At 70.6% G+C, this 14,534-nt stretch carries 16 protein-coding genes; 6 read left to right on the top strand and 10 right to left on the bottom strand.

What is annotated here, in order from left to right; all coding sequences use genetic code 11:
* Positions 1–50: 50 nt before the first annotated feature.
* Positions 51–1,544, top strand: a complete 1,494-nt coding sequence (locus ETD86_RS25295) for a TldD/PmbA family protein (RefSeq protein ID WP_138668650.1) — start codon at positions 51–53, stop codon at positions 1,542–1,544.
* Positions 1,544–2,914 (top strand): metallopeptidase TldD-related protein, encoded by a 1,371-nt coding sequence (locus ETD86_RS25290; RefSeq protein ID WP_246148135.1) that lies wholly within the window; start codon positions 1,544–1,546, stop codon positions 2,912–2,914. Before ETD86_RS25295 ends, ETD86_RS25290 begins: the two co-directional genes overlap by 1 nt.
* Before the next feature lie 134 nt (positions 2,915–3,048).
* On the opposite strand, the gene ETD86_RS25285 is transcribed toward ETD86_RS25290, so the two are convergent.
* The 3 genes from ETD86_RS25285 to ETD86_RS25275 all read right to left on the bottom strand — a co-directional run bounded on the left by ETD86_RS25285 (position 3,049) and on the right by ETD86_RS25275 (position 4,902).
* A complete protein-coding gene (locus tag ETD86_RS25285) occupies positions 3,049–3,606 on the bottom strand; it encodes an arsenate reductase/protein-tyrosine-phosphatase family protein (protein ID WP_138668649.1) in 558 nt (185 codons plus the stop codon).
* 10 nt (positions 3,607–3,616) lie between these two features.
* Entirely contained in the window at positions 3,617–4,618 is a 1,002-nt protein-coding gene (locus ETD86_RS25280; RefSeq protein WP_246148134.1) for a linear amide C-N hydrolase, read from the bottom strand.
* 71 nt (positions 4,619–4,689) lie between these two features.
* A complete protein-coding gene (locus ETD86_RS25275) occupies positions 4,690–4,902 on the bottom strand; it encodes a dodecin (protein WP_138668648.1) in 213 nt (70 codons plus the stop codon).
* 375 nt (positions 4,903–5,277) lie between these two features.
* Here ETD86_RS25275 and ETD86_RS25270 point away from each other — a divergent pair, with 375 nt between their 5' ends.
* Complete coding sequence (locus ETD86_RS25270) at positions 5,278–5,589, top strand: DUF3099 domain-containing protein (protein WP_138668647.1); 312 nt, start codon at positions 5,278–5,280, stop codon at positions 5,587–5,589.
* A gap of 314 nt (positions 5,590–5,903) precedes the next feature.
* On the opposite strand, the gene ETD86_RS25265 is transcribed toward ETD86_RS25270, so the two are convergent.
* The 4 genes from ETD86_RS25265 to ETD86_RS25255 all read right to left on the bottom strand — a co-directional run bounded on the left by ETD86_RS25265 (position 5,904) and on the right by ETD86_RS25255 (position 8,070).
* Positions 5,904–6,272 (bottom strand): DUF6457 domain-containing protein, encoded by a 369-nt coding sequence (locus ETD86_RS25265; RefSeq protein WP_246148132.1) that lies wholly within the window; start codon positions 6,270–6,272, stop codon positions 5,904–5,906.
* 50 nt (positions 6,273–6,322) lie between these two features.
* A complete protein-coding gene (locus ETD86_RS55405) occupies positions 6,323–6,496 on the bottom strand; it encodes a glycosyltransferase family protein (RefSeq protein WP_170223256.1) in 174 nt (57 codons plus the stop codon).
* A 14-nt stretch (positions 6,497–6,510) separates the two neighbouring features.
* On the bottom strand, positions 6,511–7,500 hold the full coding sequence (moaA, locus tag ETD86_RS25260; protein ID WP_138668646.1) for a GTP 3',8-cyclase MoaA: 990 nt from the start codon (positions 7,498–7,500) through the stop codon (positions 6,511–6,513).
* A 201-nt stretch (positions 7,501–7,701) separates the two neighbouring features.
* Positions 7,702–8,070, bottom strand: a complete 369-nt coding sequence (locus ETD86_RS25255; protein ID WP_138668645.1) for a winged helix-turn-helix transcriptional regulator — start codon at positions 8,068–8,070, stop codon at positions 7,702–7,704.
* A 101-nt stretch (positions 8,071–8,171) separates the two neighbouring features.
* On the opposite strand from ETD86_RS25255, the gene ETD86_RS25250 reads away from it, so the two are divergent.
* Positions 8,172–8,819 (top strand): NAD(P)-dependent oxidoreductase, encoded by a 648-nt coding sequence (locus tag ETD86_RS25250; RefSeq protein ID WP_138668644.1) that lies wholly within the window; start codon positions 8,172–8,174, stop codon positions 8,817–8,819.
* A 109-nt stretch (positions 8,820–8,928) separates the two neighbouring features.
* Here the strand turns inward: ETD86_RS25250 and ETD86_RS25245 are convergent, their stop codons facing one another.
* From ETD86_RS25245 to ETD86_RS25230, 3 genes are all read right to left on the bottom strand, one after another.
* Positions 8,929–9,423, bottom strand: a complete 495-nt coding sequence (locus tag ETD86_RS25245) for a hypothetical protein (protein ID WP_138668643.1) — start codon at positions 9,421–9,423, stop codon at positions 8,929–8,931.
* Between the two features lie 132 nt (positions 9,424–9,555).
* Positions 9,556–10,608: a hypothetical protein gene (locus ETD86_RS55400; RefSeq protein ID WP_170223255.1), complete on the bottom strand. Its 1,053-nt coding sequence runs from the start codon at positions 10,606–10,608 to the stop codon at positions 9,556–9,558.
* A gap of 78 nt (positions 10,609–10,686) precedes the next feature.
* Positions 10,687–12,531: an AMP-dependent synthetase/ligase gene (locus ETD86_RS25230; RefSeq protein WP_138668640.1), complete on the bottom strand. Its 1,845-nt coding sequence runs from the start codon at positions 12,529–12,531 to the stop codon at positions 10,687–10,689.
* Between the two features lie 131 nt (positions 12,532–12,662).
* On the opposite strand from ETD86_RS25230, the gene ETD86_RS25225 reads away from it, so the two are divergent.
* Positions 12,663–14,141: a peptide MFS transporter gene (locus ETD86_RS25225; protein WP_138668639.1), complete on the top strand. Its 1,479-nt coding sequence runs from the start codon at positions 12,663–12,665 to the stop codon at positions 14,139–14,141.
* Between the two features lie 10 nt (positions 14,142–14,151).
* Positions 14,152–14,534, top strand: a 383-nt coding sequence (locus tag ETD86_RS25220; protein ID WP_211370295.1) for a trimeric intracellular cation channel family protein, incomplete at its 3' end; no start/stop codon positions are given.

Raw genomic sequence — 14,534 nt, 5'->3', positions numbered from 1 at the left:
GGTATCCGGTTGTCCGGGTGGTACAAGATCACGGGGTTAGGATCGTGGACATGCGCCAGATCGATCCCGATTTCCTGGAGCTGCCGCTGCGGCAGCTCGCGGACGCCGCCTTGCAACGCGCTCGTGACCTCGGCGCCGAGCACGCCGACTTCCGGCTCGAACGCGTCAGAGCCGAGACGCTCAGTCTCTACGACACCCGGCTCGAGGGCGCCATGGACGCCGACGACCTGGGCTACGCCGTCCGGGTCGTCAAGGGCGGCACCTGGGGGTTCGCCGCCGGGATCCACCTGACGCCCGAGGCCGCCGCGGTGGTGGCCGAGCAGGCGGTGCGGGTGGCGGAGGTGTCCGCGCCCATCAACAGGGAGCCCATCGAGCTGGCGCCGGAGCCGGTGCACGCCGAGGCCGTGTGGGTGTCGTCGTACGACGTGGACCCGTTCGACGTGTCTCAGGCCGACAAGGTGAGCCTGCTGGCGGAGTGGTCGGCCGGGCTGATGAAGGGCGCCGACCACGTGTCGGCGCGGCTGCTGCAGGTCAAGGAGCAGAAGTTCTACGCCGACACGGCGGGCACGCTGACCACGCAGCAGCGGGTGCGGGTGCATCCCAAGCTCAACGCGATGAAGGCGCACGAGAGCGGGTTCGACGACATGTCGACGATCGCGCCGCCGGCCGGCCGCGGGTACGAATACCTGACCGGCACCGGCTGGGACTGGCAGGGCGAGCTGGCCAGGCTGCCCGAGCTGCTGGCGGAGAAGCTGGCGGCGCCGTCGGTCGAGGCGGGCGACTACGACCTGGTGATCGACCCGTCCAACCTGTGGCTGACGATCCACGAGTCGATCGGCCACGCGACCGAGCTGGACCGGGCGCTCGGCTACGAGGCGGCCTACGCGGGCACCAGCTTCGCCACGTTCGACCAGCTCAACGAGCTGGTCTACGGATCGCCGCTGATGAACGTGACCGGCGACAGGACCGTCACGCACGGTCTGGCCACGATCGGCTACGACGACGAGGGCGTGCAGGGGCAGAGTTTCGACATCGTCAGGGACGGCATCCTGGTCGGTTACCAGCTGGACCGGCGGATGGCGCTGATGAAGGGGTTCGGACGGTCCAACGGGTGCGCGTTCGCCGACTCGCCGGGGCACATGCCGATCCAGCGGATGGCGAACGTGTCGCTGATGCCGGCGCCGGACGGGCCGTCGACCGACGAGCTGATCTCCGGGGTGGAGCGGGGCGTCTACATCGTCGGCGACAAGAGCTGGTCGATCGACATGCAGCGCTACAACTTCCAGTTCACCGGGCAGCGGGCGTACCGGATCTCGCACGGGAAGCTGGCCGGGCAGATCAGGGACTTCGCCTACCAGGCGACGACGACGGACTTCTGGCAGTCGATGGAGGCGGTCGGCGGGCCGGACACGTACGTGCTGGGCGGGGCGTTCAACTGCGGCAAGGGCCAGCCGGGGCAGGTGGCCCCGGTCAGTCACGGATGCCCGTCGGCGCTGTTCAAGGGCGTGCGGATCCTTAACACCGTGCAGGAGGGTGGCAAGTAGTGGGTCCCCAGGAGATGGTGGAGAGGGCGCTGGAGCTCTCCCAGAACGACGGATGCGTGGTGCTCGTGGACGAGGAGTCCACGGCCAACCTGCGGTTCGCGGGCAACACGCTCACCACGAACGGCGTCGCCCGCTCGTCCCGGCTGACCGTGATCTCGATCGCGGGCGAGGGTGTGGGGGTCGTGTCGCGGGCCTCCGTACGCGATGAGCAGCTCGCCGGCGTCGTCGCGGCGGCGGACGCGGCGGCGCGCGGCGCGCAACCGGCCGAGGACGCCCGCCCGCTCGTCGAAGGCGTGCCGCAGTCGTCCCATTGGGACGCGGACGTGCGGCCGACGGACATCGGGGTGTTCGAGGGTTTCGCCGCGGCGCTCGGCGAGTCGTTCGCGGCCGCCGAGGCAGGCGGCAGGAAGTTGTACGGCTTCGCCGAGCACTCGCTCACCTCGACCTTCCTCGGCACCTCCACGGGCCTGCGACTCCGTCACGACCAGCCGACCGGACGGCTGGAGCTCAACGCCAAGTCGAGCGACCTGAAGCGGTCGGCGTGGACGGGCGTGTCCACGCAGGACTTCACGGACGTGGACGTGGCCGCGCTCGACTCCTCGCTGGCGCAGCGGCTGGAGTGGGCCAAGACCCGGGTGGACCTGCCGGCCGGGCGCTACGAGACGCTGCTGCCGCCCAGCGCGGTGGCCGACCTGATGATCTACCTGTACTGGTCCGCGGGGGCCAGGAACGCGCTCGACGGGCGGTCGGTGTTCTCCAAGCCCGGCGGGGGCACCCGGGTGGGCGAGCAGCTGGGCACGCTGCCGGTGACGTTGTCGAGCGATCCGGGCGCGCCCGGCATCGCGTGCGCACCGTTCGTGACGGCCCACGCCTCCAGCCGGCAGAGCTCGGTCTTCGACAACGGGCTGCCGCTGGAGCCGACCGGCTGGATCAAGGACGGCCGGCTCGAGGCGCTGCTGCAGACGCGTTACTCGGCGGAGCTGAGCGGGCTGGCCGTGACGCCCGGCATCGACAACCTCATCATGACCGGGGCCGAGGGCGGCCGGTCCCTGGAGGAGATGATCGCCTCCACGCAGCACGGGCTGCTCGTCACCTGCCTGTGGTACATCCGTGAGGTCGATCCGCAGACGCTGCTGGTGACCGGGCTGACCCGGGACGGGGTCTACCTGGTGGAGCACGGCGAGGTCGTGGGCGAGGTGAACAACTTCCGCTTCAACGAGAGCCCGGTGGACCTGCTGGGACGGGTGACGGAGGTGGGGGCGAACGAGCGGACGTTGCCGCGCGAGTGGAACGACTACTTCCAGCGGACGATCATGCCGCCGGTGCGGGTGCCGGACTTCAACATGTCCACGGTCAGCCAGGCGAGCTGACCACCCGATAGCGTACGTGGGTCACGCCCTCTGAGGGTCTCCTTGGCCGGCACGACGGCCTTTCGACGCCCTCGGTGACGAAGGAGACCCGAGGGCTCCACTGGCCCTCGGCAGGCGGGCGGACTCGTCGATGCTCAGCGGGGACCGAGGAGGGCGCCGAGAGCATGGCTGAGGGATGCGCCGAGAGTTTTGGCGCAGGCCTCGTAGCCCTCCGGCGGGCCCCCGTACGGGTCGTACACATCCATCACACGCTGTCGGTCGCGGCGTTCGGCGGCCGACCGGACGATGGCGCGCGCTCGTTCCACCGTGTCGGAGCGGTAACGACGGCCCCCGGCGCCGGAGGCGAGCGCGGCGAACTCCGGCAGCGTGAACGACTTGTGCGCGGCCGCCGGGTCGAGGCCGACCGCGACGGCGACGTGCGCGGCCTCCATCGTCAGCAGCAGGTCCGCCGACCTGACGAGGTCTAGGTCCAGCAGGCGGGCCCGGTGTGCCCGCCCGTCGAGGCCGAGCTTGGCCAGCGCGCCCACCGCGTGCGGCGCCATCGGGTGGCCGACCAGGGCGCGGACGCCCGCGCTGCCCGTCGTCACGGGCAGGGCCGCGGACTGGAGCATCGCCCCGGCGATCACCTCGGCCATGGCGGAACGGCAGATGTTGGCCGTACACACCAGGAGAATACGGAACTCGGCCCTCACATCGGCCAATCTAACCGCTCGGGTCGTCTCGCGAGAGGCGGAGGGTGTGGACGCTGTCCCAGCGCTGCGCGGCGACCAGCCTGGCGGTGCCCGCGTCGAGGTCGTAGACGACGGACCAGCGGGTGTGCGGCTGGGCCACGCTCTTGAGCAGGGCGAACGCGTCCACCTCGCCGCCCTCGGCCAGCTTCCGGTAGCGCGGGTCGGCCAGCCTTGCGGTCCGGCGGGTGCCGGTCATCGTGATGTTGGTGAGGTAGCGGTCGTCGATGACGTTCATGCGGCCGGCGCCGTACTCGACGACCGCGGACCTGCCCGACCGGTCGGCGATCAGGTAGTGGAGCTGCGGGCCGCCGGTGAAGTCCAGGTCGTAGCGGCGCATCAGGGCGATGGCCTCGGGGACGGTGGCGGCGCGGTCGAGCAGCAGCCGGATGATGCGCACGCCGCTCACCGTGACGCGTCCGGGGTTTCGCTCCGGCAGTTGCGCGTCGGGCGCGGCGGCCAGGCCGACGGCCAGGCCCTTGTCGTTCATGCCGTCGAACGGGGCCAGCACCGCGTGGGCCAGCCGCCGCCTGTCCTGGGGGTCGGCCAGGTCGGGCGGGCCGGGGGCGGCGAGCAGGTAGGAGACGTCCACGAGGGAGACCGAGGCGTGGCCGCCGGGCGGGCGGGCGTGGACGATCATGGCGGGGTTGGGGTCCCAGTCGAAGTTCCTGCCGAACTCGCCAGGGCGGTGGAACAGCGAGCAGGCCCATCCGGTGGCCTTCCTGGCCAGCTCGGCGTCGGTGAGCGGGGCCTCGGCGTCGTAGCCGCCGTGGTAGGTCATCTCGTACAGGGGCAGGGCGCCGTCCACCAGGCGCAGGCTGCTCACCGTACGGGCGACCTGGTCTGGGGTCTGGCGCAGGATCCCGGTGGCGGTGCTCTCCTGGCGGGCCGCTTCCCGCGGGGCTCCGGTGGCGCAGGCGGCGGGCGCCATGGCGACGGCCAGCGCCGCCAGCAACGCCACGGTACGGCTCCCCATGCCCGCAGTGTGCCGTCCGGCGCCCGCCCTGTCATCCCCCGAAAGCCCCCAGAAAGCCCCCAGAACGCCGCTCAGGCGTCTTCCAGGCGGAAACCCACCTTCAGGCCGACCTGGAAGTGCGCGACCTCGCCCGCGTCGATGTAGCCGCGGATCTCCGTCACCTCGAACCAGTCCAGATGGCGCAGGGTCTGCGAAGCGCGCCGGATGCCGTTGCGGATGGCCTCGTCGACGCTCTCCCCCGACGTTCCGACTATCTCGGTGACCCGGTACGTTCGATCCGTCATCTCCGTATCCTCCTTACTCGAAGGCCATGATCGTATGACCCCCGTCCGCGACGGGGTGCGCATTCGCGCCCCCATTCGTCCGAGGTCTACGGTGGAAGATGTCAGCTGCCACCCACCCGAGGGGAGGGGGCTTGCTCTCGAGTATTTCCGGCCGGACGCCGGGCGACCGTAGCGTACGGGCGGTTGACAACGCCCCGGGCGGCATGTCGCCCGCGATGGAGTGATGGCCGGTAGCGGGCCACGAGCCGTTTCCCGGTCGCACCGGTGCCTTCGGCCCCGCCCATCACTCGCTCGTAACCGTAGCATCACTCACCGATACTCTGCAGGCTTTCGCTCCGTCCTGAAAGACGGAGTCTCCGGTAAAGGACCAAGACGATGAGGTGGCGCAGGAAGCCAGACGTCCACCAGGTCACCGACGCCAGGCCGTCGCTGTCGGCCGACATCCGCAAGCGCGAGATCAGCTACCTCATCAAGATGGGAATCCGGACGATCTGCCTGATCCTGGCGGTCGTGGTGCCGGTGCCGTGGCCGTACCGGCTGCTGTTCATCGCGGCGGCGGTCTTTTTGCCATACATAGCGGTAATCGGGGCCAATGAGAGGGGGAACCCTTCCCCGCCTCCTACCTTTCAGAGCCCTGAGGCTAACCAAACCGAGATACCGCTGCATCGACGCGAGATCGGGTCGTGACTAAGTCTTGACGCATCCCATGGGTTGTAGGTGTACGCTTTAGCCAAGCGCTCCGGTCCCCCGTCGGAGTGCTGGTGCCGGCGTTCCGGGCCCCCGTCGGAACGCCGATGAAGCGACGCCGGGTGGTTTGCCCCCGTAACCACCCGGCGTCGCCCTTTTCCTGGCAAGCCTTTGCCGGCCAGACGATCTAGTGCGGCGCCGCCGGGAAGTCGGTAGGGCTGCTTTCCCGAAATCGTTTACACCCGCTCTCGCCCAGAATTCACAGGAAACTTTCAGGCGGAGAGCGGGCTTGACTTCAAGAGTTCGTTCGAGTGTCAGTCGTCTGTCAGCGTCTCGGCGGTGGCGCGGCTCCAGTTCTTCGCCAATGTGGTCAGTCTGGCCACGGCGTCCTCGGGAGCGGTCCCGGCCCCTTGGGCCAGGCCGAGCAAGTACGCCGTCAGCGGCGCGGCCGGGCGGGCGACGCCGTGGGCGACCTCCTTGGTCAGTTCGAGAATCAGGTCGCGGTCCACGGTCGCGGGGTCGATGCCCAGCTCCTTGCAGGCCAGCGCGGTCCATTCATTGAGCACGTTCATACGAGCCTCCTCCAGATCGTCCATTGTGTCGCAATCGAAGCACGGGCGTCCGGACAGCGTCAGGCGCGTGTCGGTGAGCCACTGCTCGCGGCCGCCGTCGTCGATCACCACCGCCCATGACCGGATCCGGTGGCCTCGAGGAGCGTGCGCGTCCGCTTCCCTCAGGAAAGGCGGCTCGCCGGCGCGCCGGGACCGACAACGATCGTGCGGCGGGCGCCGGAGCAGGCCGCGACGACGTTCTCCACGAGGGATGTGGCGCCGACGGTGAGGCCGGATCTGTCGCGGCCGCCCGGCCGGGCCTCTCCCCCGGCCAGGATCACCGCGTCATGGGTCATGCCGCGCCGGATCGCTAGCCGCCGATGGCGGACATCGGGCGGGACGGCTGCAGGAAGGACGGGTCGTCGATGCCGTGGCCGGCGCGCTTGCGAGCCACCGCCGCGACCCACCGATCGGCCAGCTCGTCGTCCGACGCGCCCGCCCGCATGGACGTCTTCAGGTCGGACTCTTCGGTGGCGAACAGGCAGTTGCGGATCTGGCCGTCGGCGGTGAGCCTGACCCGGTCGCAAGCGCCGCAGAACGGCCGCGTCACCGAGCCGATCACGCCGACCCTGGCCGGCCCGCCGTCGACGAGGAACCGCTCGGCGGGCGCGCTGCCGCGCTCCTCCAGGTCGTCGGCCGTGAGATCGAACCCGGCCGACAGCAGGCCCAGGATCTCGTCGGCGGTGACCATCTCCTCGCGGCTCCAGCCGTGCTGGGCGTCGAGCGGCATCTGCTCGATGAAGCGCAGCTCGTAACCCTGCTCGAGGCACCAGCGCAGCAGCGGGACGGCCTCGTGCTCGTTGAGCCCGCGCATGAGCACGGCGTTGACCTTGACGGGGCGCAGCCCGGTCCGGTCGGCGGCGGCCAGTCCGGCGATCACGTCGGCGTGCCGGTCGCGGTGCGCGAGCCGCTTGAACGTCTCGGGGTCGAGCGTGTCGAGCGAGACGTTGACCCGGTCGAGCCCGGCGGCGGCCAGGGACTCGGCCAGGCGGGCCAGCCCGATGCCGTTGGTGGTCAGCGAGACCTGCGGGCGCGGCTGGAGCTCGGTGGTGCGGGCCACGATGTCGACCAGCTCGCGCCGCAGCAGCGGCTCGCCGCCGGTGTAGCGGACCTCGGTGATGCCGAGCCGTTCCACGCCGATCCGCACCAGGCGGACGATCTCGTCGGCGGTCAGAAGCTGGGCGTTGGGCAGCCAGTCGAGACCCTCGGGCGGCATGCAGTACGTGCAGCGCAGGTTGCACTTGTCCGTGAGGGACACCCGAAGATCTGTCGCCACCCGTCCGAACGAGTCTCGCAACACGGGGCGTCACCTCCTGTTCGTTCGCCAGAGGGCCAGCCTACGACGCCCGTCGGCGACCACCCAAAATTGACCCTTCCCCGCACGACAACGCATCCGTGCCTAGATCGATTCCGCTCCGCGGCGAGTCGTCTTCGGCGGCGTCCTCGGCGATTCACGCGGATTGCGTCCTGCGCACATGGGTGCCCGCATGTGGACGACGGCCTACCGGCCGGCCGCCTCCCACGTCTCGCGGGCGCGCATCAGCTCGGCCAGGTGCCTCCTGGACCATTCGCAGCCGGCGTTCATGGGTTCGAGCAGGCTGCGGCCGAGCTCGGTGAGCGCGTACTCGACGCGTGGCGGGATCTCGTCGTACGCGGTGCGGGTGAGCAGGCCGTCGCGTTCCATGGCGCGCAGGGACGCGGTGAGGACCTTCGGGGTGATGCCGCGCAGCGGCGTCTGGAGCTCGGTGAAGCGCCGCGGTCCCGACTCCAGGCAGCGGATGATCTTCGCGGTCCACTTGTCGCCGATGCGGACGGGCGCGGCGACGGGCGGGCAGCCGGCGAACATGTCCGGATCGAGCGGCACTCCCATGCCCGTCACCCTATCGTTGCGGATAGCGACAGGTCGTCCTTTACCGTCTGCGGGGCGGCCGGGAAGTCCGGCGGTCATGAGCGGAACGGAGCGTGACGGCGATGGGCAAGATCGTGGTTTTCGGCGCGGGCGGACGGGCCGGCCGGCGGGTGGTCGCGGAGGCGGCCGGGCGTGGGCACGAGGTGACGGCCGTGGTACGCGATCCCGGCAGGCACGGGGACCTGGCGCGCGATGGTGTGCGGGTGGTGGCCGGCGACGTCACCGATGCCGCGAGCGTGGCGGCTGCCGCGGCAGGGCACGACGCGGCGGTGCAGGCGGCGGCCCGGATGGACATGCCGTCGGAGGAGTTCTACGCGGCGGCGGCCGGCGCCCTGGTGGAGGGGCTGACGCGGGCCGGGGTGCGCCGCCTGGTGGCGATCGGCATCGGCAGCCTGCTGGAGGTCGCGCCGGGGGTCCGGCTGGCGGACACGCCCGGGTTCCCCGACGATGCGCGGGCGTTCTCGCTGGGGCACGCGGCGGAGATTCCCGTGTACGAGCAGTCGGACCTGGACTGGGTGGTGCTCGCGCCGCCGCCCGTGTTCCTGGACGAGGAGGCCGAGCGGACCGGCCGGTATCGGATCGGGGGCGGGCGGGTGCCGGAGGCGGCGGCCGGTGAGCCGGTGTTCTCGTTCGCCGACCTGGCGGTGGCGGTGGTGGACGAGGCCGACGGCGGCGGGCACCGCCGGGCGCAGGTGGCCGTGTCCTTCTGACGACCCGGCCGGCGTGGGCGGGTCGGGGCGCCACCGACGCACCGTGCCCGCGTGTGTGCGCCGGACATGGCGGACGCCCGGCCGGAGCCGGCCGGGCGTCCGGATGATGCTAGTGGTGGTGGCGGCCGATGACCTTGACCCAGTCCGTGCCCTCCGAGGGCTCCAGCCACTTGGCGCCCTGGAAGACCGCGCGCCACGTGCCCGACGTGCGGGCCGGCACCGTGGTGTGGAAGTAGCCGTTGCCGCGGGTCCTGATCGTGTCCACGTACTCCCACTTGCCGCTGCCGTCCGGCTGGAAGAGGATCACGATCCGCTTCCAGGCGAGGCGGTGCCAGCGCTCCTGCTTCTTGCAGGAGTCGGCGTGGTGCACCGACACGAACCCGCTGATGTAGTCCTCCTCGCACTCCACGGAGAGCTTGCCCTCGAGATCGATGGGCTTGCCGCGCCAGGCGGGCTCCGGGTTCGCGTCGAACGCCAGGCTCGTGTTGCCGCCGGCGAAGTCCGGGTCCACCTCGTCCGCGAGTGCGGGCGAGGCCGCCGTGGCCACCACGGTGGCACACATGGCGGCGGCCGCCAGGCCGGCGGCGAGACGTCGCATCTTCAAGTGACTTTCCTTCCCCGTGTCAGACGCGACCCGAGCGGGGCGCGTCATCTGCCAATGACGCGTAAGGGTAAGGAAAAGTTGCGGTAAAGTTGATCACGATTGCGCAACGCCCACACGATGCCAGTAAGTGAGCTATTGGGCTATTTCCTGGGATTTTGAGACATCTGGGGCGTAGTGCCCTGTTCCTGCGTAGCGAACGCGCCACTGGCCGCCCGTGCGGTCCGAGATCGTGCTCACGAAGACTCCCGCGGCGTCCGTCGTCGTCTCACCGACCCGCTCCCACGCGCCCTCGGCGTTGCCGCGCCAGAGGATCTCCAGCCGCTGCTTGCCGAATGGGCCGTAGTCGGTGACGCCGCGCGGGTCCACCCTGGTGAGCGAGCCGCGCACGCGGACCACGCCCCTGGCCTGGTCCGCCCGTACCTCGGCGAGCCTGGTCTCCCGCCTGAACTGGAACGACGCGTACTCCGTCACCGTCGCCCCGTTCGCCGCCCTCGCGGTGGCGCTGATGGTCCAGATGCCCGTCGGGTAGAAGCGGCTCAGTCGCTTGTCCGGCAGGAAACGCCAGGTCTCCCAGCCGTCGGCCATGCGGGCGGCGGCCGGGCTCGCCCCCAGCCGCCACACCAGCCGCGGCGGGAGGGCGGACTGTGCTCCGTTCTCGACGGCCGGCGCCGCGCCCTGGAGCGGCCCGGGGGCCAGCACTCCCTGAGCCGGCTCGACGGGCTGGATCGGTCCGGCGTTCTGGATCGGCGGGCTGGACTGGTACGGCTCGAGTGACTGGATCGGGTCGATCGGCTGGTTCGTACCTGGTTGCGTGGCGGCCGACGGTGACGGGGCCGGGACGGACGGGACCGATGGCGACGGGGCGGGCAGGGACAGCGACGGAGACGGCACCGGGATGGACGGTGACGGGGCCGGCGACGGAGCCGCGACCGGTGGTTTGGACGCCAGCAGCGGCCCCGGCGGGGCGCCCGGCTCGACCTTGACGGTGACGCCGTTCTTGCTCTGCGCCCCCTTGGCGACCACGTCGATCACCAGGCGGACGGAGCCTTGCGCCCCGACCACGGGCTCCGCGGGACGTACGGTGATGGCTCGGATGGCGAGTTCGGTCGCGGCGGCGGACGCGGGCGCGGGCGGCGCCGTGAGCGCCCCCGCCGCGAGCGAGACGAGAAGCAGTCCTCTGGTCATGATCGAGACGGTAGGAACCGGCCGGTAATGACCAGGACCACAACACACGCCCCGAATGGCAAAACCGGGATCGGCCGCTTACCGCGACTCGGCGTAGAGCCCTTCGATGACGTCGGCGTACTTCGCGTGGATGATCCGCCTCTTGAGCTTGAGGCTCGGGGTGAGCTCCTCGGTCTCGGCGGTCCACTCGGTGCCGAGCAGCGCCCACTTCTTGACCTGCTGCACCCTGGCCAGCTTGGCGTTCGCGGCCTCGACGGCGGCTCCCACCTCCTTGAGCACCTCAGGGTGCTCGGCCAGCTCGGCGAGCGAGCCGAACGTGATGCCGCGGGTCTGCGCCCAGCCCGGCGCCACCTCGCCGTCGAGGGTGAGCACGGCCACGGTGTGCGGCCGCCGATCGCCGTACGCGAGGGCCTGGCCGATCAGCGGGTGCTGCTTGAGGTGGTTCTCGATCTCGGCCGGGGAGATGTTCTCGCCGCCGGCGGTGATGATGAGCTCCTTCTTGCGGTCCACCACCCGGTAGAAGCCGTCTTCGTCGACCGTGCCGATGTCGCCGGTGTGCAGCCAGCCGTCGGCGTCGATCAGCTCGGCGGTGGCCTCGAGGCGGTTGAGGTAGCCGCGGGTGTTGAGCGGGCTGCGGGTGAGGAGCTCGCCGTCCTCGGCGATGCGGATCTCGACGCCCGGCTCGGCCCTGCCGACGGTGCCCAGGCGGTAACAGGCGGGACTGTTGCCGGTGAACGCGCCGGTCGTCTCGGTCATGCCGTACACGTCGATGACCTTGAGGCCGAGCCCGGCGTAGAAGTGCTGCACCTCGTCGGCGAGGGGCGCGGCGCCGGTGGCGGTCCACTCGGCGCGGTCGAACCCGATCATGCCGCGGATGATCGACAGGAGGTCGGCGTCGGCCTTGTCGTAGGCGGCCTGGATCTCGGGGGTGATGGTGCGGCCGTACTGGCCGGCCTCGACGTACGCCTGGCCGGCCGCCATGGCGGCGCGGACGGCGGCCTGCTGCTCCTCCGGCTGGGTGGCGAGCACGGCGAGCAGGCGGGCCATCATCTTCTCCCACACCCGCGGCACGCCGAAGAACATCATCGGCCTGACCTGTCCCAGCGTGGCGCCCAGGTTGGCCAGGTCGGTGCAGAAGTGCACGTGGGAGACCTTCACCAGTGGCAGGTAGAGGCTGAGGATGCGCTCGGCGATGTGCGCGTACGTGAGATAGGAGATCTGCGTGCCCAGCGTCGGCAGTGAGGTGAGCCGGTCCGTGGCGGCGACCTCGTAGAAGACGTTGCCGTGGGTGAGCGGGACGCCCTTGGGCATGCCGGTGGTGCCGGAGGTGTACAGGACGGTGACGACGTCGCCGGGGGTCACGGCACGCCAGCGGTCCTCCACCTGGGTGGGATCGTCGGCCAGCCGGTCGCGGCCGAGCTCCAGGAAGTCCGCCCACGTCATGAACCGGTCGTCGCCGGACGGCACCCCCTCCAGCATGATGATCCTGCGCAGGCCGGTGAGCTGGTCGAGCACCGGCTGCCAGCGGGCCAGCTCGGCGGGACCGCCGAGCACGGCGTACTTGGCGCCCACGTTCTCGGCCACGAACTCGATCTGCTCGGGGGCGAACGTCGAGTACACCGTGCAGCCGACGCCACCCGCGTGCACCGCGCCGAGGTCGGCGAGCACGTGCTCGCTCCGGTTCACCATCATCAGCGCCACGGATTCACCGGGCTCGAGCCCCAGCGCGGCGAAGGCGGCCGCGATCTCCAGGACCCGCTGCCGCGCCTGCGCGTACGTCAGCGTGCGCCAGCCATCGCCCTCCGGGTCGGAGTAGGCGGGTGCGTCGGGATGCCGCTCGGCCACCTGCTGCAGTTGCCGGCATACGGTACGGCCGGCGATCTGCTGCTCGATCTCGGCCCGGACCTCGAGGACTTCGGCCATGGCGCGCCTCCCGTCAGTATTCACTTGCACGAGTGGCATGCATCGCACCACACGTCCCGGGTAGCGGCAAGACCCCGCGAACGGCCTTCACGTAGAGTAATCGAACGGATGCGATTCGGGGGGGTTCATCCATGACGGGCGGCAGGACGTTCTTCGGGCACCCTTGGGGACTGGCGACGCTGTTCGGCACCGAGATGTGGGAGCGGTTCAGCTGGTACGGGATGCGCGCCATCCTGGCCACGTTCATGGCGGCGTCCCCGGCGCGGGAGGGCCTGGGCATGTCGCCGGAGACGGCGCAGGCGGTCGTCGGCGTCTACCAGGCGCTGGTCTACCTGGTGGCACTGCCCGGCGGGTGGATCGCCGACCGCATACTCGGGCCACGCAGGTCGGTGTTCTGGGGCGGGTTCGTCATCATGCTGGGCCACATCAGCATGGCGATCCCGGTGACGACGCCGTTCTTCGTGTGGCTGGGCCTGCTGCTGATCATCTCCGGCACGGGCCTGCTCAAGCCCAACGTCTCCGTCATGGTGGGCCGGCTCTACGACGAGGACGAGGACGGGCGGAGGGACGCCGGGTTCTCGCTGTTCTACCTGGGCATCAACCTGGGCGCGTTCTTCGCGCCCATCGTGGTCGGCTGGCTGGCCGCCGGCGACCGCTGGCACCTGGGGTTCGGCGCGGCCGCGGTCGGCATGGCGCTCGGCCTGATCCAGTACGTGTGGGGCGGCCGGTCCCTGCGCGGCGTCGGCGAACGTCCTGGACTGCGCCTGTCCCCCGCCGAGCGGCGCCGCTTCGGCCGGGTGGCGGGCCTCGGGACGGGCGCGGCGGTGGTCGCGCTGGGCTTGTGGGCGGTGACGGGCACGCTGACCATCGACGGGCTCACGATCGTGATCACGCTGATCATCCTGGTGGTGCCGGTGGCGTACTACGCCTACATCATGACGGGCGGTCACCATCTCACCGAGGACGAGCGGGACCGGATGAAAGCGTACATCTGGTTGTTCATCGCCGCGGCGATCTTCTGGATGATCTACGACCTGGCGCCGAGCAAGCTGCTGTTCTTCGCCGAAGACCATACCGACCTGTCGCTGTTCGGGCTCCGGATCCAGGCGGCCACGACGCAGTCGTTCAACCCGCTGTTCATCATGATCTTCGTGCCGGTGTTCGCCGCGCTGTGGGTGCGGCTGGGCACACGGGTGAGCACGCCGCAGAAGTTCGGGTTCGCGTTGATCATGGTGGGGCTGAGCTTCGTGGTCATGGCCATCGCGGCCGGGCTGGCGGGGGCCGGGCGGGTGTCGGTGTGGTGGCTGGTGCTGGTGTACGTGATCCAGGTGTTCGGGGAGCTGTCGCTCAGCCCGGTCGGGTTGTCGGTGACGACGAAGCTGGCGCCGGAGGCGTTCAAGGCGCAGATGCTCGGGGTGTGGTTCATCGCGGTGTCGGTGGGCGACGCGGTCGGCGGGCAGACCGGCCGGCTGAGCCGGGTGTTGTCCGATCCCGCGTACTACCTGGTGCTGGCGGTGCTGGCGATCGTGGCCGGGGTGGCGCTGTTCATGTTCACGCGGCGGCTGCGGGTGCTGATGGCCGAGCACTTCCACGCCGAGGCCATACGGTAGACATGGCGACGTGTCGCAGCTGCTCGATCTCGTCGGGATCTTCGTCTTCGCCCTGTCCGGTGCGCTCATGGGGGTGCGCAAGCGGCTCGACGTGGTCGGGATGATGGTGCTGGCCGAGATGACCGCCCTGGGCGGCGGCGTGGTGCGCGACCTCATCCTGAACGTGCGGCCGACCGCCTTCCAGAGCCTCGGCTACGTGCTGGTGCCGGTGGCGGCCACGGCGATCGTGTTCTTCTGGCATCCGCACGTGGCCCGGGTGATGCCGGCCATCCTCGTACTGGACGCGGCCGGGCTCGGGCTCTTTTGCGCGGTGGGGACGGAGAAGGCGCTGGAGTACGGGCTGAGCCCGCTGCACGCGGCCCTGCTGGGCGTGGTGACGGGGGTGGGCGGCGG

The sequence above is a fragment of the Nonomuraea turkmeniaca genome (assembly GCF_005889735.1).
GTDB classification, from domain to species: Bacteria; Actinomycetota; Actinomycetes; order Streptosporangiales; family Streptosporangiaceae; genus Nonomuraea; species Nonomuraea turkmeniaca.
This window is presented reverse-complemented; position numbering and strand designations above follow the sequence as displayed.

Coding starts and splice junctions, on each gene's coding strand:
- ETD86_RS25295 (WP_138668650.1), top strand. CDS start 51: ATGCGCCAGATCGATCCCGATTTCCTGGAGCTGCCGCTGCGGCAGCTC.
- ETD86_RS25280 (WP_246148134.1), bottom strand. CDS start 4,618: ATGGGGAGCCGTACCGTGGCGTTGCTGGCGGCGCTGGCCGTCGCCATG.
- ETD86_RS25275 (WP_138668648.1), bottom strand. CDS start 4,902: ATGACGGATCGAACGTACCGGGTCACCGAGATAGTCGGAACGTCGGGG.
- ETD86_RS25270 (WP_138668647.1), top strand. CDS start 5,278: ATGAGGTGGCGCAGGAAGCCAGACGTCCACCAGGTCACCGACGCCAGG.
- ETD86_RS55405 (WP_170223256.1), bottom strand. CDS start 6,496: ATGACCCATGACGCGGTGATCCTGGCCGGGGGAGAGGCCCGGCCGGGC.
- ETD86_RS25255 (WP_138668645.1), bottom strand. CDS start 8,070: ATGGGAGTGCCGCTCGATCCGGACATGTTCGCCGGCTGCCCGCCCGTC.
- ETD86_RS25250 (WP_138668644.1), top strand. CDS start 8,172: ATGGGCAAGATCGTGGTTTTCGGCGCGGGCGGACGGGCCGGCCGGCGG.
- ETD86_RS55400 (WP_170223255.1), bottom strand. CDS start 10,608: ATGACCAGAGGACTGCTTCTCGTCTCGCTCGCGGCGGGGGCGCTCACG.
- ETD86_RS25230 (WP_138668640.1), bottom strand. CDS start 12,531: ATGGCCGAAGTCCTCGAGGTCCGGGCCGAGATCGAGCAGCAGATCGCC.
- ETD86_RS25225 (WP_138668639.1), top strand. CDS start 12,663: ATGACGGGCGGCAGGACGTTCTTCGGGCACCCTTGGGGACTGGCGACG.